Raw genomic sequence first — 20,279 nt, forward strand, 5'->3', positions numbered from 1 at the left:
GCCGTCCGGCGACGCCTGTCAGATGTGGTAGACGTCGATGACCTGGCGGATGTAGTCGTTCTTCAGCACGATCTTCTTGCACGCGATCAGCAGGCCGCCGCCGCTTCTGCGCAGCGTGACGAACATGGTGCCGAAGAAATGGTCGGTGACCTTGTAGCGGTGGTTCAACGTGTGAAAGTTGTAGCGCACGTCGACCTCGTCCCCGCGATCCTCCAGCAGTTCGACATTGGTCACGTTGTGGCTGGTGCGCGGCTCCGGCGTGGAGGCACCGGAACGCTCCGTCTTGATGCGGAATACCCGATCTTCCAGACCGTCGCGGCTCGGATAGTAGATCAGCGAGATCTGCGACTGGGCATCTTCCGTAAGCCGGTCGTCGTCGTCCCATGCCGGCATCCAGTAAGTCACGTCGGGTGCATAGCAGGTCAGCCATTCGTCCCACTCGCGATCATCAAGGAGACGCGCTTCCCGGTAGAGAAAAGCACAGATGGCTTCGTTGGAGATGCTCATGCGACCACTCCGTTCTTTTCGGCGGACAGCGCGTCGCGCATCACCCTCACCCAGTATTCGTGCTGGCGGACGAACAGGCCTTCGTCCTCGCTGCGCTCGCCGGACAGCAGCGGCTCGATGCCCATTCGCCTCGCGTTTTCGTCCGGGCCGTCGATCCAGAGCGGCGCGCCCCGCGACAGGTCGTTCCACAGCGCGGCGGTACCCGCATAGCCGGCCTGGCAGGCACGGAATTCCTCCAGGTCGTCGGCCGTTCCCATGCCGGACACGTTGAAGAAATCTTCATACTGGCGAATGCGCAGTGCGCGGTCCTCGGCGCTTTCGCCTTTCGGGGCAAAGCAGAAGATGTTGATCTCCGTCTTGTCGACGCTGATGGGACGGGTCACGCGGATCTGCGTGCTGAACTGGTCCATCAGGAAGACATTCGGATAGAGGCAGAGATTGCGGGTCTGGTTGACGATGAAATCCGCCTTGTCCTGGCCGACGCGTGCCCTGATCTCGTCCCGGCGGTGGTACACCGGGCGAACCTCCGGGTTGACGGTATTGGTCCACAGCAGGATGTGGCCGTTTTCGAAACCGTAGACGCCCGCAACCGACCGGCTCCAGCTGTTTGCATCGACCGCCTTCGTGCCCTCCTCGTTGCGTCGCCCCATCGTCGCGGCGTAGTTCCAGTGCACGGAGCTGACGTGGTAGCCGTCGCAGCCGTTTTCCATCTGCAGCTTCCAGTTGCCGTCATAGATGTAGGACGAGTTGCCGCGCAGCACTTCCAGCCCGTCCGGCGCCTGGTCGACGATCTGGTCGATGATAACTTTCGTCTCGCCGAGATATTCTTTCAGCGCCGGCACGTCCTCCTTGAGGCTGCCGAACAGGAAGCCCCGGTAGCTTTCGAAGCGCGGAACGCGCTTCAGGTCGTGCGAGCCGTTCTGCGCGAACTGTTCAGGATACTGAGTGGTCTTCTCGTCCTTGACCTTGAGCAGCTTGCCGGTGTTGGAAAAGGTCCAGCCGTGGAAGGGACAGGTGAAGCTGCCCTTGTTGCCGTGCTTGCGCCGGCACAGCATGGCACCGCGGTGTGCGCAGGCATTGATAACGGCGTGCAGTTCGCCGTTCTTGTCGCGCGTCACGACCACCGGCTGGCGGCCGATATAGGTCGTATAGTAGTCGTTGTTCGCGGGAATCTGGCTCTCATGAGCGAGATAGACCCAGTTGCTTTCGAAGATGTGCTTCATCTCCAGCTCGAACAGGTCTTCGTTGGTGAAGATGTCGCGGCGGCAGCGGAATGTGCCGGCTTCCTTGTCGTCCTGCACGGCGGTGGCGAGCAGGTAGTCGAGGTCCCGGGCTTTGTCGATAATCGCAGACATGACCTATCCTCCCGCAAAGAGCGCGCTGTGACGGGCGCAGCCTTGCAACAATGTCTAGAATGACGATGGTTTCGGGGTTGGCGGCCCATCCCGGCCGCCGGTTCAGCCGCCTAGGCGGCTGCGCGCTTGCGCTGCTCGTTGATCTGGTTGTCCACGCCATCCACCAGGGCCGTCAGGTGAATGTTGAACTCGATCTCCGCAAACGGACCACTGAGGCCGTTGGCCTTGATGCTGGCCTCGTCGGTCCGCTCGATGAGGGCCGGAACCAGGCCGTCGCGGGTGGCGTATGCGAAATCGTCGTTGACCAGCGGGTCACCTTCGATGTTGATCTGCGTCGTCAGCTTGCGATGGCCGTCGGCACCGATGAAGAAGTGGATATGTGCCGGACGCTGGCCATGGCGGCCAAGCGCTGAAAGCAGCTGTTCGGTGGGACTGCCAGGCGGCACGCCGTAGCCGTTGGGCACGATGCTCCGGAACTTGTAACAGCCCTTCTCGTCAGCAACGATCGTGCGACGCATGTTGAAAGGCGCCTGCTTTCCGGTCGGGTCGAAATGCGAATAGAACCCGCGTGTATCGCAGTGCCATACTTCGACGGTGGCGCCCGGCAACGGCTTGCCGTCTCCGCCATAGACGATGCCATGCATGATCAGGGTGTGACCGTTGGTATCGGTACCGTCGTCGAGACGGGCAAAACCCTGCGACACGGGCGCACCTGCCACATAGAGCGGGCCTTCGATGGTGCGCGGGGTCGGGTTTTCGATGCCGAGCGCCTCATCGACGGCGTCGAGGCGCTCGTCCAGGAAATGGTCGAGGCCCAGACCGGGTGAGATCAGGCCGGCCTGACCTGCTGCGCCGATCTCGTTGAGCCACGCGATGCCGGTCCAGTATTCGTCGGGGGTGATGTCGAGATCGTCGATGGCCTTGAATAGGTCGGACATGATCCGATGGACGATCTGCTTTACCCGCGGATTGCCGCCGTCGTTGTGAAGGCCGCTCAGGACCTTGAGAAAGTCCTGGATGTCGGGCCTGTCGAAAATCCTCACGTTCATTTCTTCCTCCTCTTGGATTGCTTTGAAAACCGACGCGGTTCCCGTCCTCCGGGGAGCACCGCCAATCACGATCTAGGTATCGTCCTCGCGGATCGCTGACGGATGCCGCAGCATCGGGGTCACCTCGATCGCCATGAATTTGAACAGCGGCAGCCCCGACAGGATCTCGTGCAGTTCCGCATTGTCCTTCACGTCGAAAACGCTGTAGTTCGCGTAGTGACCGGCGATGCGCCAGATGTGCCGCCACTTGCCGCTGCGCTGCAGTTCCTGCGAATAGTGCTTTTCCCGGGCGATGATATCGGCCGCCTCAGCCGCCGGCAGGTCGTGTGGAAGGTTCACGCTCATCCGTACATGAAACAGCATGGTCAGCCTCCTTGCCCGGCAACGCTGATTGTCTTGCGCAGTCCGTCGCGCGTGAAGAAGGCCACGCGTTCCTCGTCCAGCTCGATACCGAGACCGGAGCCAGCGGGAACCGTCAGTTCGAACTCGCTGTAGTCCAGGGGCGTCGCAAGGATTTCCTCTGCCAGAAGCAACGGACCGAAGAGTTCGGTGCCCCATTGCAGGTTGACGAACGTGGAGAACACCTGCGCGGATGCAACTGTGCCAAATACCCCTTCGAGCATCGTGCCGCCGTAGAGGCCGATGCCGGCCGCATCAGCGATGGCCGCAACACGCTGGGCATTGAAGAGCCCCCCGCTTTGTTCGATCTTGACGGCAAACACGTCCGCCCCGCTGGCCTTGGCGATCTCGAAGGCGGTTTCGGGTCCCTGCAGTGATTCATCTGCCATCAACGCAATAGGGAAACGACGCACGAGCCGCGCCAGCGCCGCAGCCGAGGCGACAGGCTGCTCCACCAGTTCGCAGCCTGCGTCGGCCAAGGCGGCCATTGCATAGGCGGCCTCTATTTCACTCCATGCCATGTTGACGTCCACGCGCACCGAGCCGCGTTCGCCCAGCGCCCGCTTGATCGCTGCTACATGGGCGATGTCCTCAAGCAGGTCCCTTGCGCCAATCTTCAGCTTGAAGATCCTGTGCCGGCGCAGGTCGAGCATCTTCTCTGCCTCGGCGATATCCTTTGCCGTATCGCCTGACGCAAGCGTCCATGCGACTGGCAGGCGGCTGCGCAGACGGCCTCCGAGCAGTTCACTGACAGGCAGGCCGAGCCTTCTGCCGTGGGCATCGAGCAACGCGGTTTCCACCGCGCACTTGGCGAAACGGTTCTCCCTGATCATCTTGCCGATGCGAGCCATCAGCGCCTGTACGCGCGTCGCATCCTGGCCCACCATCACCGGACTGAAATAGGTATCGATGGCGAGCTTCATGCCCTCAGGGCTTTCGCCACCATAGGCTAGTCCGCCGATCGTCGTCCCCTCGCCGATCCCGACGACGCCATCGCTGCAATGGATCTTGACCAGCATCAGCGTCTGGCCGTTCATCGTCGCGACGGACAGCTTGTGCGGACGGATGGTCGGCAGATCGACGAGCAGGGTCTCGACCCGCTCGACGACGGGGAAAGGAGCTGCTGTTGGGGCGACTGTCTTGAAGGTTTTGCTCATGGTTGAAGTCTGCGACGAGAAGAACGGCGCGTCCAACATCATTTGCGTCTGCTATTATACCTTTATGGTATCAAGACGAGAAAAATGCTAAGCTGGCGCCACTTACCGCGCCGCAACATATCGTCAGCGATGTGGATTTAGACATTCGGGCCGAGGATATTCGATGGACCTGCGCCAGCTTCGTTATTTCGTGGCCGTTGCTCGCGAACGGAATTTTACGCGTGCGGCGCAGATGCTGCATATCGCCCAACCGCCTCTCAGCCGGCAGATCCAACTGCTCGAAGAAGAACTGGGAGTACCTCTCGTCATTCGCAAGACGCGCCCGGTCCGGCTGACGGAGGCGGGACGGCTGTTTTACGAACAGGCATTGCAGGTCCTTGGCCGGGTCGAGCAGATGCAGGCGGCAACACGCCGCGTCGGCCTCAATCAGAACAGTGTCCTATCCATCGGTTTCGTGGCATCGACCTTGTATGGCGGACTGCCGTCATTGGTGCGAAAGCTGCGTCAGCACGCGCCCGAGCTGGACATCCAGTTGCTGGAGATGGTGTCCGTGCAGCAGGTCCCCGCACTCAAGGAAGGTCGCATCGACATCGGCTTCGGCCGCCTGCGCCACAGCGATCCGAACGTGGTCGGGATCGTCTTGCGCGAGGAACGTCTCGTCGCGGCGGTCCCAAAAGGCACGCCGCTGGCGCAAGATCCCTCGCCGCTGCCGGTCGCCGCGCTTGCCGGCCAGAAGGTCATCGTCTACCCAAAGGAACCACGGCCCAGCTATGCAGACCATGTGCTGAGCCTGCTGCACCGCCGCGACGCGCGCCCGGCCGAAGTTCAGGAAGTGCGTGAAATCCAGACCGCCCTGGGGCTCGTTGCCGCCGAGGCGGGCGTATGCATCATCCCTGCTTCTGCACGTCAGATGCGGTCGGACGTGCACTACCGGCTGCTCGAGGGGGAGGATGCGACATCTCCGGTCATCCTCAATCACCGGGTCGGCGACAACTCGCGCTATATCGACCTAGTCAAACAGCTCATTCAGGAAATGTATGTGGAGGACCCGCCCTGGCTGGACCTGCAGCACAATCTGCTGCCTCACCCCGTCGAGCGGTAACCGGACCTGCTGCCTGAAATGCCTGTCCGCGAGCGGCGCCTCTTTCGAAGGTTCCGCTCACGGGACAAAGGCGCTTCTCTTCCTGCCCTGTCTCTCAATCACTCCTCACGGAACGCACGGTTGAACTGATCCGTCAGAGGCTTGGAGAGAAACGAGATCGCGGTTCGCTCCTGGGTCGAAACGAACACCTCCACCGGCATGCCGGGAACGAGCTTGTTGTTTCCAAGTCGTGCCAGCTCCTCCGAGGGAACGACGACGTCGGCCAGATAGTAGATCTGCCCGGTCGCCGGGTCGCTGCTGGTCGCGGCGGAAACATAGGCGACACTGCCGTGGAGCTCAGGCGTGGCACGCTGGTTGAACGCGGAGAAGCGCAATTTTGCGGGCTGACCCAGGAATATCTGATCGATATCGGTCGGCGACAGCTTGGCTTCTATCTTCAATGCCGCATCGGCAGGCACAAGGGTCACAAGCTTCTCCGCGGGCGTGATGACGCCGCCGATCGTATGGATCGAGAGTTCGTTGACCGTGCCGGAGAGCGGCGCGCGGATGTCGGTCCTGGCCAGGCGGTCCTCGATGGCGAAGCGGCGCTCCTTCAGCTCCGATATCTTCGGCTCGATGGTACTGAGTTCGCGCTGAGCCTCCGTGCGAGCGGTCTCGTCGATAGCGATGATCTGCAGCTGTATTTCACTCATCCGCGCGCGGGCGCGGGCAATGTTCGCCTGCACCTCGCCGCTCTCTCCCTCGAGCTTGGCCATCTCGCGATCGATGACGTATTTGCGCGAAGTATCGATCAGTCGCTTGTCCGTCAGCCCCTTGATCTTGCCGTGCTCGGCTTTCACCAGGGCGATCTCGTCCGCTTTCGATGCGTGCTGGGCCTCGAGCCCCTTGATCTCTTCGCCCAGCTGCGAGATTCCGAGTTCCAGCTGCTGCTTCTGGCTGTCGCTGTTCTTGCGGTTGCCCTCGAAGAGCCGGTTCTCGCCGAACCACAGATGCGGAAATTCGTCGAGCTTCGCCCTGAGCTCCGGCGTGAGCTCAATCCTGCCGAGGTTGTCGCGCTCCGCCATCAGCCGCGCCTGCCGCGCCATCAGTTCGATGAGCTGCGTGCGCACGATCGAAAGCTCGGCACGGGTCTGCGCGTCGTCAAGCCTGAGGAGGATCTGGCCCTTCGTGACGAAGTCCCCTTCCCTCACGGCAATCTCGCTGACGATGCCGCCGTCGCGGTGCTGTATCGACTTCAGGTTCTGGTCGACCTTGACCACGCCGGACGCAATGATCGCGCCGGTGAGTTGCGTGGTCGCCGCCCAGCCGCCCGCGCCGGCAAAGAGGAGAAGGCCGAGGGTTACGCCCGCGAAAACGCGCCTCGCGACCGGAAACGCGCTGTCCGTCTCGTCATCCGAGGGGTGCTGCATGCCGGTCTTTCGGTTACTGCTGTCGAACATGTCTTCACTCCATCCCATGCAATTGCACTGTTTCGCTCAAGCGTTCTCGACGATCATCAGTAGATGGTGGCCGCTCAGGTTGACGGTCATCTCGAAATGCTCGTCCTTGTCCATGTCGACCTCGATCAGCGTCGTTTCGAGATCCCCCGTGCCCTCGTGGCGGATGCGGATCGGCAGCGTTTCGGCCTTCTCCTGTTCGCCAAAAGCCTCCACGAAACGCTCTTCGAGCGTCTCCATGACGTCTTCGAAGATCTGGTACTTCGACATCTCGATCCGGTCTCCGACCATGAAATCGAGGATCTGGTGCATGACCTGTGCTCCAGAGCGGCCGTTCGGGATTTCGAACTGGAACATGTCGGCACCATCTCCGCCCTGAATGACGACGGCCGCGGTGCTGACCATGACCGTGTCGTCGCCCGCTCCGCCGACGACTTTCTCGAACCCATCGATGATGTCCTGGCCGACGTCGAAACCGGTTGCCGTGCCCGTCGTCAGGTCGATCAGCACGCCGTGCGCGGCTTGCGAATAGTCGAGCGTGTCGAAGCCCTCTTCTCCCTGATAGCGGTCATCCGCGGCGTCAGCCGCCGCCAGGATCACGTCGTTGCCAGAGCCCGCAAACACCACATCGGCGCCCCCCCCGTCGCTCAGGACATCGTCGCCGGCCTGGCCGAAGAGAGTATCGGCGCCACGCTCTCCGGAAATGATGTCGCTTCCGCCGTTTCCGATGAGAACATCGTCCGCCGCGCCGCCCCTCATCTCGTCGGCGCCCTCGCCGGTCTTGATCACTTCGAAGTTCGTGATGCTGTCGCCGCCGATCTCGGCGCCGCTGGCGCTTGCGGCCACGAGATCGATGACGACGGACATCAGCGCCGCCGAGTAATCGAGTGTGTCCATGCCCTCGCCGCCATCGTAATCGTCGGCGGCGAGGTCGAGATCGCCGATGACCTCGTCGTCGCCGCCGCCGCCATCGACGATATCTGCGCCATCGCCGCCGGAAAGCTGGTCTGCGCCTTCATCCCCGAACAGGCGATCGTCGGCCGCAGCCCCTGTAATCTGGTCGGCACCATCACCGCCATGGATTTCATCGACCTGGTCGCTGCCGGCAATCTCATCATCGCCGACCCCGGCCCGCAGGATTTCGAAGTTGGAGATCGTATCCTCGCCGATCTCGGCGCCGACAGCCGTGCCCGCAGCGAGATCGATATGCGTGCTTGCCTTCGTGGCGGAGTAGTCGAGGGTGTCGGTGTCGCTGCCGCCGTCATAGAGGTCGGCGGCACCGTCGGCGTCGCCGGCAACGACATCCTCGCCGCCGCCGCCGTTGACGATATCCTCGTCATCGCCGCCAGAGAGAAAATCGTCGCCTGTCCCGCCGTCGAGCTCGTCCAGGCCCGCCTCCCCGAGGACGATGTCGTTGCCATCGCCGCCATCGAGCCTGTCATTGCCTTCACCACCGTTGATGCGATCGTTGCCGGCGTCGCCCATGACAATATCCGCGCCTGCGCCGCCGAATAGCATGTCGTCGTCGTTACCGCCGCTGATGGTGTCGTCGCCGGCATCGCCGAAGATGGTATCCTGGCCGTCCTCGCCGTAGAGCCTGTCGTTGCCGTTGCCGCCCCATATCTGGTCGTTGCCCAGTCCACCGAGAACGATGTCGTCGCCTTCGCCGGCAAAGACGACGTCATTGCCGCTGCCGGCGATGATATGGTCGTTCCCCGCGCCGCCGTTCACCGTATCGCTGCCCGCGCGGCTGTCGATGTTGTCGTTGCCGTCCCGCCCGTCGATGTCATCGGCGCATTCGGTGCCGAGCATGACGTCATCGCCGATGGTGCCGACGACCGGCGGGTTCCTGAGAACGGCGAACTGCGCGATCTGGACTATGGAAAATTGACCATCGGTGATCTGGTAGGTCACCGTCACCGGCCCCAGCATCGACGGATCGAACAGCCAGCCGTCCGCGGTCTGGGTGATTTGCCCCGACGACACCGTTATGTTCTTGATCGACAGCTTGTCGCCGTCCGGATCGGAGGCGCCACGCAGAAAATCCGCGAGACCGATCAGCGCGGCGGTGCAGCCGAACACATCCATCAGCTGGACCGGACCGTTCGTGCGCGGAGCACGGTTCGTCGCCTTCGCGCCGTCTACGTCGGGCTCAGCGCCGTCATCCTCGCCTCCTTCGCGGTAGTCGTATTTGCCTTCGGCTCCCTCGCTGTCGTCGTCCGGGTACGGATGGCCGGAGGCCGTACCACGGCTCCCATTGCCCGGGCCTGCGCTCCGCCCGGCGGTCCAGCCGTTGTCGTTCGCCGCCTTGAACGATACCGATACCCCGCCCATCTTCTTGAGGAAGGCAAAACTTGGAAGCGGCAGTTTCTGAATGTCGATCAACGGGGAATCGTTGAGCACGTATTGGGTTGAATCCCGATAGTCGAAGAGATCGTCATCGGTTTGCCTGGCCTTCTTCGGCTCGGGCGCAACCGCATCCATCTCGAAGGCGGCCTCCGGAAGACCGATCTCGATCACCTCCGGCGGTGCTGCGGCCTCGTCTTGCGGCGTCTCGGGTTCCTCCTCCTGCGGCAGCGCCTTGGCCGAACCCGGAAAGGCGCTCTTCAGATAGAGCGCGATTCCGGTGAGGAAGATCGTGAAGAACAGCGGCACGCTCGACCGCTTGTCCTGGTTTTTCAGGACGTAGTGCTCGTAGGACTCGTCTGTTTCCGGCTTGGCGGATTTGGTTCCCTTTACGTCGATCATTCGAACACCCTCGATGTGATGCGCTGCGCAGTCTGCGCCGCAGGTGTTGGCCTGTTGATTGTCTCGGCTTGAGTGGACGATTTCAGGATCTCGTCCTTCGGTCCGAACGCCACCATCTTGCCGTTCTGGACGACCGCCACCAGGTCGACGGCGGCAAGAGCGCTGGGGCGGTGGGCAATGACGACGGCAATCCCGCCGCGCGCCCGGATGGATTTGATCGTCTGGGTGAGAGCCAGCTCGCCCTCGCCGTCGAGGTTCGAGTTGGGTTCATCCATGACGACGAGGAACGGATTGCGATAAAGCGCGCGCGCCAGCCCGATGCGCTGGCGCTGGCCGGCCGAGAGCGATGCGCCTTGCGGACCAAGAGCCGTGCGGTATCCGTCCGGCATGCGCACGATCATCTCGTGAACGCCGGTGATCTGCGCCGCTTCCACGATGGCACGCGGATCGACTTGCGGCTCGAGGCGCGAGATATTCTCCTCGACGGTTGCATCCAGCAACGCCACGTCCTGTGGCAGATAGCCGATGTACCGGCCAAGCGTGCTGTCCGGCCATTGCGTAAGTTCCGCATTGTCGAGCCTGACGCTTCCGCGAAGGGTCGGCCAGATGCCGGTCAGGGCACGCGCCAGCGTCGTCTTGCCCCCGCCGCTTGGCCCGATGATGCCGAGCGCCTGGCCGGCCTTGATCTCGAAGCTGACTTCGCTGAGGAGAACGCGGCCGGACCCCGGCGCGGCAACGGTTATCCTCTCGACCTTCAGAGATTCGGCGGGAGCAGGCAGGGACATCGGTGCATCCGTGCCGGAAAGAGCGATCACGGTCTCCTTGAGGCGCTGAAACGCGGTGCGGGCCGCAACCACGCTCTTCCAGTTGCCGATCGCAAGATCGACCGGGGCAAGCGCACGGGCCGAAGCAACCGACGCGGCGATGATCGCCCCGGCGGAAAGGTCGCCCTTGATCGTCAGCCAGGCACCCAGCCCGAGAACCGCCGATTGCAGCACCATGCGAAGCACACGGGACAGCGCGCCAAATGTTCCGCTGATGTCGTTGGTGCGCGTCTGAAGCTCGAGATGATCCCGGTTGGCCTGGTTGAAACGGTCGACCGCCCTTCCGGCAAAACCCATCGCCTTCAGGATGTCGGCATTGCGGGCATTGGAATCCGCAATCGCGTTGCGGTTGATGCCGGCCTGGTGGCTGGCGCTTGCCAGGCGACGGGTCATCAGCTCGGTCGCGATCGTCAACAGCGACAGGACGAATGCGCCCGCAAAGGTAAGCGCGCCGAGGTAAGGATGGAGCATGTACACGAATATCAGATAGAGCGGCATCCACGGCAGGTCGAACAGGGCAACGGGTCCCTGGCTGCCGAGGAAGCCTCGAACCGTATCGACATCGCGGCCGCGCTCCAGCGCTTCCGCCGTCGAGAACCCGAAGCGTGGCATGTCGATGGCAACCTGATGCGCCATTGGCGCAATCTTCCGATCGAGGCGGGCGCCGATGCGGACCAGGACCTGTGAGCGGATGATGTCGAAAAGCCCCTGGAATAGATAGAGGCCGATCGCCAGAAGCGAGAGGCCGAGCAAGGTCGGAACGCTGCCGCTCGTCAGGGCGCGGTCATAGATCTGCAGCATGTAGAAGGAGCCGGTCAGCGCCAGTATGTTGATGATACCGGAGGTGATGAAGAGGAAAACGAATATCCCTCGAAATCCTCGCGTCAGCTTTTCCGCATTTTTCCGCTTGGTGCCCGTCAGGGGAGTTTTGGAACGCATCTTCGTCTACCGTTTTCTTCTCGTTGAACGAATTGGCGCGCCGGCCGCAGCCGACAGGCCACAGCAAACTCGCGATCACGAATCCAGATGCAGATCCCTGTTTGTCCCGAGGATACCCGGGCGCATCCGCGCCCTGCCGCTCGGGTCGGAAGAGCCGCCCGTTTCGGTGGTATCCAGGAATGAGGTTCTGAAACGCATCGTCATCACCGCTCTCTGCTCATGAATGTGCGTGGCGGACCGTAAGAACCGGCCCGCCACGCTTTCGGACTAGAGATTGAAGTCCGTGCTGGTGAGGTTGTGATTGCCCTTGATGCTCAGGCGCAGCTCTGCGGTATTGTCGCCGTCGACGCTGCCCTGTACGACCGTGTAATCACCGTCCTCGCGGGTTTCATGGGTCACGACCAGTTGTGCCGCGCCGCTGAGTGTCGAGGCCGCAACCAGCGTGAAGGACTGGTTTCCGGTCGAACCGCTATTGGCATCGATGCCGCTGAAGTCGATCTTGTCTCCCGGCTGGAAGCCCACGATCGTATCCCCGTCGGCATCCGCTTCGGAGAGGAAGCGGAACTTGTCGTTGCCGGCGCCGCCGTCGATGATGTTGACGGCGCTGTTTGCGGTGATCGTGTCGTTGCCGGAGCCGGTGACGACATTCTCGACGTTCCACAAGGTGTCGTTGCCCGATTGACTGCTTGAGGAACTTCCCCTGCCCATGAAGCCGCTTCCGAGATCGACCGTCAGGTTGGCGGTGATGGCCGCCATGTCGAACGTGTCGCTTCCGCCGTCACCATAGTAGGTGTCGTCACCGTCGCCCGCTTCAGCAACGAAGAGGTCGTTGCCTTCGCCGCCGAACGCCGTGTCGTTGCCGGCGCCGGTGTGGATCAAGTCGTTGCCGACATCGCCGAAGACCCGGTCGGATCCGGCATCGCCATAGAGCATGTCGTTGCCTTCGCCACCCATGAGGTCGTCGTTGCCGGCGCCGCCGAAGACCATGTCGTTGCCGCCTTCGGCACTCATGAAGTCGTCACCGTCGTCGCCGCGCATGATGTCGGCGCCGCCGCCGCCAACTGCCGTGTCGTTGCCGCCAAAGGCGACAATCGTTTCGCCGTTTGCCGTGCCCAGCAGCACATCGGCGTTGGCAGTGCCCATGACCGGGGCTCCGACGCTCGGGGCGGGAGGCGGTGTCGGCGTATCGTCGCCGCCGGCCGGATCGTCGTTGCCGCCGAGCACGTCATCGCCGCCAGGCACCTCTTCATCATCGCCACCGATCTGCGGCATACCGCCCGCTGCCGTGAACCTGATGCTGTGATCCCCACTGGTCATGGTTGTCACGCCGTTCTCGGTCGTCGTCGTGTAGTCGGCTGCGGTCTTGCCTTGCGGCAGTTCGATCACATCCTCCGGCCGCAGCGTTCCGACGATGGTGTCGTTGCCGCCATTCGACTTGAAGACGATGCGATGGGCCGAGGTCAGCGCCGAGATATCGATCGTGTCATCGCCCACGTCGCCATCGATGGTGATGGTGTTGAGCCGCAGGCTCGTATTGGCGAAGTTGCCGATGATGTTGAACGTATCGTTGCCGGCCGGTCCCGTCGCACCCGAGGGATCGATGTTGTTGATGCGGATTTCCTCGATTTCCCTCAATTCCGCGATGATGGACGCGGCATTGGTGCCGTTCCGGGTGATGATGATCTCGGTAGCCGCATTGATGCCGTTGAGGTTGTTGCCGGGGACATCGTCGAAGGCCTGGCGGGTATAGATCCGGTAGGTCTCGGCGGTGGCGTTGCCGGTGATGACGAAGGTATCCCCTGCGACCCCCTCGAGACCGCCATTGACGACATCCCTGCCATCGGTCGCGCCGGTGGCATTGGCGTTCCAGAGGATCGTGTCGTCGCCGTCGCCGCCATTGGCGTTGTCGGCATCCAGACCGCCGGTGATCGTATCGTTGCCGGCAAGGCCGTTGATCGTATCGTTCCCGGCAAGGCCGTTCATCGTGTCGTTGCCGGCGGTGCCGTTCAACGTGTTGGCTGCGGCCGTCCCGTTGATTGGAGCAGCGCCTGCGACGGCAAGAACATAGTCCGTCGCGTCGACGTTCGCATTCGATACGCCATTGAGCTGGATCGTGCCGATGATCGCCAGGCTCGCATCCCTCACCTGGAGGACCGTGTTGCCACCGACCGTCGTTTCGGTCACCCGCGTGGCAAGATTTGCCGCGGTGATGCCGAGCGCGCTGAGATCGATGCGATCCTGCGTGGTGGCAGTGCCGCCCGTGAAGTCGAAGCCGGTGATGACGTCGGCTCCGAAATTGGCAGCGGTGTAGCGGATGAGATCGTTGCCGTTCGTGACGTTGATGGTGTCGTTGCCCTCACCGCCGACGATCGTATCCGCGTCGCCGCCGCCATCGATCGTGTCGTTGCCTGTGCCGCCATCGATCACGTCGTTGCCGGCGTTGGCGTTGATGATGTCATCGCCGCCGCCGCCAAGAAGCTGGTTGACGCCGCCATTGCCGGTGATCGTGTTGGCACCGCCGTTGCCCGTGCCGTTGATCGCGGCAGCACCGGTCAGCGTCAGGTTTTCGACGTTTGCACCCAGAGTGTAGCTGACCGAGGCGTTTACCTGGTCGGTACCGGCCGCTGCAGCTTCGGTCACCACGTCGCCGGCATCATCGACGGTATAGGTGTCGTTGTCGGCGCCGCCCTGCATGTTGTCTGCGCCGGCCCCGCCGTTCATCGTATCGTTGCCGATACCGCCGACGAGCGTGTCGTTGTCGTCGCCGCCGTTCAAGGCGTCGTTGCCGTCGCCGCCGGTGAGCGTATCCGCGCCGAGGCCGCCGTTCAGCGTATCGTTGCCGCCAAGACCGCTCAGCGTGTCGGCAAGGTCGCCGCCGCTGATGACGTTGTTGAGCGCGTTGCCGGTGCCGACGAACTGATCGGCATCGATGCCGGTATATTCGAGGTTCTCAACATTGGCGATGAGTTCCAGCGTGTAGATGGCGGCTAGTGTTTCGACGGTGTCGATTCCGTCAGGGGCCAGTTCGATGATGATGTCTTCGGCGTTGTCGTCGACATAAGTGTCGTTGCCGATCCCACCGAACAGAGTATCGAGATCGTCTCCGCCGTTGAGGACATCGTTCCCGCTGCCGCCGACCAGCAAGTCTTCGCCCAGGTCGCCCTGCAGGTCGTCATTGCCTTCATTACCAAACAGCAGGTCGAAACCGGTATTGCCGATCAGCGTGTCGCCGCCCGTCGTACCGGCAAGAGCCGTATTGATACCTGCCGCCGCGGTACGGTTTCCTGTGTCGTCTGTGCTCAGCGCATAGTCGCCGGTGAGCACGTAATCCAGGAACGTGCTGCCATTGAAGTTGATGAACTCGACCACTTCGCCTGCGGTGTCATACTGATCGTTGACTGTGACTTGCTGGCCGTTGAACTGTACGACCAGGTCGTTGCCGGCAGCCGCGAGCATGTTCAGGCCGGTGAGTGCGAGCGGCAGTGCCGGCGGCACCGCCCCGGTAACTGCGATGCGGTCGATGCCGCTCGTCTCGTTGATGATGTCGACGCCGTCGCCAACGTTGATGGAGTAGGTGTCGTCGCCGTTGCCACCATTCAGCGTCTCGGCAGGACCGACGGTGTTGATCACTAGGTTGTTGATATCCACCCGGTCGAGGTTGTTTGCCGCGCTGTTTGCGTTGGTACCGGCAACCACGAAGCGAATGGCCGACGTCGCGCCGAACGGTCCGTTCAGTGCAAGATTGAGGATATTGCCGTTTCCGGAGTTGTTGTTGATGGTCTGAATGGTCTGGTTGAAGTTAACCCCATCCGCGGCGAACTGAACAGTGACCGTCTCTCCGGCGTCGAAGCCTTGCTCGTTGTAGCTGTAGCTGATCGTCGCCGCCGAGGCCCCCGCAAGACTGAATGTGCGCGAGACGGTTGCCGTGCCGTTGCCGGCATCGGTGTCGTCATCGCGGAACTGCAACACGTTGCTGTTGGCGTCATCGATGCGGATCTGACCTGCTGTGGCGCTGTTGGTCCCGCCATTGTCGCCGGTCTCGACCCAAGGTGACGCCCAGCCGGTGCCACCAGTCAGGCCTCCCGTGTCAAAGTTGTCGGAGATGGTTGGCCCGGCAACCGCTGCCGTGCTCGGACCACCGACAAGGATGTCGTTGCCATCCCCGCCGTTCAGCGTGTCGTTGCCGGCAAGGCCCAGCATGAGATCGTCTTGTGCCGTGCCATTGAGCGTGTCGTTACCGGGCGTGCCGACGAAGATGTTGAGCGCGCTGTTGTCGGAGAACTGCACCCGTTCGATATTGCGCAGGCGGTCCGTGCCATCGAGCTGGTCTTCAATGGCGTGCGATACGATGACCTGCCCGTCGGCGGTGGCCGAGAAGGCATATTCGCTCCGCAAGCCCTGGAAGCGCGCCGTATCGATATCGCCCGTGGTGGTATCGGTCAGAATTTCGCGGACGATCGTGAGCTGTCCGGGGTTGATCGTACCCTCGAGCATCCACGCCGTAAGCGGCTTGGTGACGAGTTCTCCACCGGTCTCCACCACCTGGCCGTTGGCGACACGCAGGGTCACATTGGCGGTCATCCTGGAGGCGGAAGCTAGTTCTGTTGGCCCCGGCAAGCCGTTGATCATCGTCGTGCGGATCGAAATCCGCACATTGAGCCACTTGTCGCCGTCGATGATGTCATCGCCGCCGTTGCCGGTGATCTGATCGCTGCCGTCGCCGCCGAGGATGATGTCGCCGGCCGCAAAGGACGTGACACCGGCTCCGAGCACGGCCTGCAGGCCGGTGATCAGGGCTATGCCCTGCGCATCGAGCCCGCTGCCGAGGAAGCCGGTCGAGCCACCTTGAGCGAGTGGCGCCAGGGTTGTTGCGTCCTCGTTGGAACCAGCGAGAATGTCACCGAACCGTGTACCCGACAGGCCGTTGACCGACTCGAACTCGTCGAGCGCGGTATTCTGCGGAAGGGTCGGAGCTTCGTCGAAGACGATCGGAACCGAGAGATCGGCGTTCACGAAGGCGTTGTTCTCCTGGTAGGTCGCCCAGTCGAAGCCGGACATGCCCGCCATCTTGCCGCGGCCAGGGCTGCCGACGAAGATATCGTCACCGCCTTCGCCGATGAACTCGTCGAACCCACCGTCGCCGAGGAAGACGTCATTGCCTCGAATACTATCCCGGGCGAAGATTTCATCGAAATTGTCGCCAGGCGCACCGTCGAAGGTACCGGTTTCGAGCCAGTCGTCGCCCTCGTTACCGAGGATGCGTTCGGCGTTCTTGTTGCCGAGAATGAAGTCGTTGCCTTCACCGGCAAAGACTTCCGAACCCATGTCCGTGCCGAGCACGATGAAGTCCTGGCCCGTGCCGCCCATGACGAGGTCGAGGCCCGGTCCGGCGTGGACGACGTCGTTGCCTTCGTTGGCCTTGATGTTGTCGTCGCCGCCCGCATCGCGAATGATGTCGTCGCCGGCGCCGCCGTTGATGATGTCGTTGCCGAATCCGCCCTCGAGCCTGTCATTGCCGCCATCGCCGAACAGCGTGTCGTCGCCGATGCCGGCAATCAGCGTATCTGCCTGGTTGGTGCCGCCGAGGACGACGTGATCGCCACCGGTGTAGCGCAGATAGTTGGTATCGACGCCGGGCGTGATCGGGTTGTCACGGATGACCAACTGGGTCAGCAGGCCGGCACCGACCGGGTCGACACCGAGATTGTCCGCCGCCTCGTTGGCCGCAGTGGTCGGATCGTCGAGCAATATGCCATCGGCGCCGGCGGTCTCGCCCAGTCCCTCGTTATACTGCTTGGTGCGATCGACCTCGAGGATGAGGCCGGGAGACGAGAACACATCCGACGGCAGGTGCGTCGCATCGGTGTTTCGCATGATCATCGCGGCGAAGGAATTGCCTTCCATTTCGCCGAACAGGTGCAGTCCGTCCAGGCGCTGCAGATAGTAGAAACGGTCGCCGTTCTGCAGCTTCTCCATCTGCGTTTCGAAGACGAAGTTGAAGGTCGAGCCCAGCATGCCGCCGAAAGGCATGATCTCTTCGGCAAGACCGCCGATCCACAGATCGACATTGTCGAGACCCGTCGTCGTGACGCCATTGGCACCGCTCGCCCAAGCGCCGGTGCTGTTGAGGAAGTCGACCGCGTCCGCCGGCACTGCGAGACCACCCACCGATACGCCCGTGATGATCGTCAACGCGGCATCGCGCTTGCCGTCGATCGTGGTTTGGCCGGTGATCAGCGAGTGTGTGCCGTAGGCGGCGATGAAGTTTATGATCGAAGCTTCGTGTTTCAAATGACCGGCGAAATCGACCCAGCTCTCGTATGGCTTGAGTTGGGCGTCCTCGTTGGTCTGCTCATAGAAGCTGCGCCGTGCTGCGTTCAACGAAGGCACCCCGGTATCGCGGCCGCGGGCAAGATTGATCGTCGCCAGGTCGAGCGGCAGCCCGAGCAGATTGTTGCGCAACGCGCTGGTGACGAACTCATCGATGCTGTTGCCGACCTGCCTGGTCATGCCGCGGATGATGGCGCCGGCCGCAACGTCTGCGTCGACCGTCTGTCCGGTGCCGTTGGTGTCGAACTGGGTGGGGTTGAGGAAGCCTTCGATCAGTCCGATGTCGTTCGCGGTGAATGTCGGGTCGAACCGGTCGATCGACTCTGTGAGCATCGAGTGACCGAAGCGATAGACCACATGCGCGAACTCGGCGACGATCGAAGGATCGATGGTGACGTCGAAACCATCGGGCACGAGGAAGACGTTGATGTTGGGCTGGATCTTGCGGGCAAACTCTTCGAAGACGAGGTGCTGATACTGCATCTCTGTGCCGAACTTCGCCGCCTGGAAGAGGCGTTCCCCGTTCCACTCGAGATCCTGCACGCCGTCAGCGATATTGGCGCCGGGAAGGAGCCATTCCTGGATGAAGGCGTTGTCGCCCGTCGCCAGAACGACGGCCTTCGTGTGCTCCATCAGCCGGTTGTGCTCGGAATGGAAGACGTGGTGAACGGCAGTCAGGCCGATGTTCTCGTTGGCGCGGCCGTCGCCGGCGATGTAGTGCGCATCGAGAAGCTCGTTGTCGTATTGGCCGTCGGTCGGCGAATTGTCGGGATTGCCGAGACCAATTTCAATGTCGCCGTCGGCAAGACCTGTCGGGACAGCGTTATGGGCGATGTCGGCGAGGAAGGCGTGGCCGGTGCGGATCGCGCCTGCCGTCAGCACGCCCAGACCGCCATTGGCCAAGGGGTTGCCTTCGACGAGGATTGGCGGATCGCCAGGGTTGGCGCCCGGGAACACCATCTGCGGGAAGCCGTTGGGGCCGGGAATGAATTTGCCGTACTGATCGGCCGCCAGCAGCGGGATGTTGCCGACGTCGGAATCGATCAGTTGAATGCCGAGAAGGGTCGCGGCCTGGGCCTTGACGTCTGCCCATGTGGCCATGCCGCCGTTGCCGCCCTCGATGAGCTTGCCCGTCGCAACCGGATCGCCCGCGGCATTGAAGACGTACTGGCGCAGGAAGACCTGATGCGAAGAGTGCGAGGTGTAGGTCTGGTTCTGGTCGACGAAGGAGGTCGTCGTGTTGACCGGCCGGGTGTCGTCCGCCGTCCCCATGACGCCGTCGGTACCGGGACCGACCGTGGCGCGGGTCAGCACCATGAAGTTGGTCGGGCTGCCCTCGACATAGAGCGGATCGTCCGGCTGGAGCGGGATGAAGACCGTGCCGCTGCCGCCCTTGTTGACGAGATCGAGGCCGTGATCAAAGAACTGGCCGAAGAGCGTGAACCATGAGTTGAACGGTGCGGACAGGCCTTCATCCGGGGCCGTGTTCGGAATAGAAACGTTGGCTCCGTCAAGCTCGACGCCACTGGCTTCCAGCAATGTGTCGAGTGCGGCGCGGGCGCCGTCCAGCGCCGCCTGCGCATCAACGACCGCAGCCGCAGCAGTGGCCGCTGCAGCTGCCAGATCGAGATCATCGGGATTGGCTGCCGCAGCGGCGGCGGCGGCAGTCGAGGTGACGATCGCATTGTTCAACGCCGTAAAGAGCGGCTCAATAGGCTCGAATGCCGCCGAGATCTGGGCGGTGACGGTCATCTGGTCCTCGGCTGGCACGATGCCGGCACGCTGGAGAGCCGTCAGGATAGCCGCTGGGTTGTTGAGCGTCTGGTCGACGATGAGGTTGGAGATTATCCGGAGGCTCGGATCGAGGACGATCGAGTTCGGATCGTTGGAAGGCGCATAGGATGGCGCAGTGATGATGGCCGGAGCGGGTCCGGGACCGTCGAAATCGACAGGTACGCTCGGCGTGGGCCTGAAGGCCGGCGGCAGCAGTTCCGGAAATTCATTGTCGGCAGCACCGTTCTGCTCCTCACCGGGCAGCAGGTTGTTGTATGTCCCGTCGACGGTCCGAAGGCCCCATGCCAGGTTGTAGGTGGGGATCAGGCCACCTGGACCATACAGCGGCTGGCCGCCGGCATGAGCCTCTGAAATCTTGATTTGCGCAAGAATGAACTCGAGATCGGAACGAATGTAGCTGACCATTTTACTCTCCCCTTGGATCCCCGGAATAGATCGCTGCATTCTGCAGCGGCCTTGCGATGCGCCTGGTATTCTCCCATGCCGATTGCCTCTCCCTCCTGAGCGCGACGGGAAACGATTTCCGGCGCCAGGAAAAACGCAAGCATGGGCTTCGATGATGCGATAATGTCGCGAAGGGGAGCCGACGGGATAGTTCCAAAGGTCCGCGAAATTGAGCGGACTTTCGTCGACGGGAGG

The 20,279-nt window shown here is 62.4% G+C and carries 10 protein-coding genes; 1 reads left to right on the forward strand and 9 read right to left on the reverse strand.

Translation table 11 applies throughout. The features are described from left to right. Positions 1-18: 18 nt before the first annotated feature. The 5 genes from benB to EV286_RS28755 form a co-directional block, all read right to left on the reverse strand. Complete coding sequence (gene benB / locus EV286_RS28735; RefSeq protein ID WP_132960674.1) at positions 19-507, reverse strand: benzoate 1,2-dioxygenase small subunit; 489 nt, start codon at positions 505-507, stop codon at positions 19-21. Beyond that, a complete protein-coding gene (locus EV286_RS28740; RefSeq protein WP_132960675.1) occupies positions 504-1,862 on the reverse strand; it encodes a Rieske 2Fe-2S domain-containing protein in 1,359 nt (452 codons plus the stop codon). The genes benB and EV286_RS28740 overlap by 4 nt, the downstream gene beginning before the upstream one ends. Positions 1,863-1,972: 110 nt before the next feature. Then, positions 1,973-2,911 carry a catechol 1,2-dioxygenase gene (gene catA, locus EV286_RS28745; protein WP_132960676.1) on the reverse strand — a complete coding sequence of 313 codons (939 nt, stop codon included), beginning with the start codon at positions 2,909-2,911 and terminating at the stop codon, positions 1,973-1,975. A gap of 72 nt (positions 2,912-2,983) precedes the next feature. Beyond that, positions 2,984-3,274, reverse strand: a complete 291-nt coding sequence (gene catC / locus EV286_RS28750) for a muconolactone Delta-isomerase (protein ID WP_132960677.1) — start codon at positions 3,272-3,274, stop codon at positions 2,984-2,986. Between the two features lie 2 nt (positions 3,275-3,276). After that, positions 3,277-4,467 (reverse strand): muconate/chloromuconate family cycloisomerase, encoded by a 1,191-nt coding sequence (locus EV286_RS28755; RefSeq protein ID WP_132960678.1) that lies wholly within the window; start codon positions 4,465-4,467, stop codon positions 3,277-3,279. A gap of 163 nt (positions 4,468-4,630) precedes the next feature. On the opposite strand from EV286_RS28755, the gene EV286_RS28760 reads away from it, so the two are divergent. Then, a complete protein-coding gene (locus EV286_RS28760) occupies positions 4,631-5,569 on the forward strand; it encodes a LysR family transcriptional regulator (RefSeq protein ID WP_132960679.1) in 939 nt (312 codons plus the stop codon). Between the two features lie 98 nt (positions 5,570-5,667). On the opposite strand, the gene EV286_RS28765 is transcribed toward EV286_RS28760, so the two are convergent. From EV286_RS28765 to EV286_RS28780, 4 genes are all read right to left on the reverse strand, one after another. Then, complete coding sequence (locus EV286_RS28765; protein WP_132960680.1) at positions 5,668-7,008, reverse strand: HlyD family type I secretion periplasmic adaptor subunit; 1,341 nt, start codon at positions 7,006-7,008, stop codon at positions 5,668-5,670. Between the two features lie 36 nt (positions 7,009-7,044). After that, entirely contained in the window at positions 7,045-9,753 is a 2,709-nt protein-coding gene (locus tag EV286_RS28770; RefSeq protein ID WP_132960681.1) for a cadherin-like domain-containing protein, read from the reverse strand. Then, on the reverse strand, positions 9,750-11,516 hold the full coding sequence (locus EV286_RS28775; protein WP_132960682.1) for a type I secretion system permease/ATPase: 1,767 nt from the start codon (positions 11,514-11,516) through the stop codon (positions 9,750-9,752). The genes EV286_RS28770 and EV286_RS28775 overlap by 4 nt, the downstream gene beginning before the upstream one ends. Before the next feature lie 267 nt (positions 11,517-11,783). Further along, entirely contained in the window at positions 11,784-20,045 is an 8,262-nt protein-coding gene (locus tag EV286_RS28780; RefSeq protein ID WP_132960683.1) for a peroxidase family protein, read from the reverse strand. Between the last annotated feature and the right edge of the window lie 234 nt (positions 20,046-20,279).

Origin of the sequence: Rhizobium sp. BK251 (genome assembly GCF_004345245.1) — a bacterium.
In the GTDB taxonomy this organism is placed as follows: Bacteria; Pseudomonadota; Alphaproteobacteria; order Rhizobiales; family Rhizobiaceae; genus Rhizobium.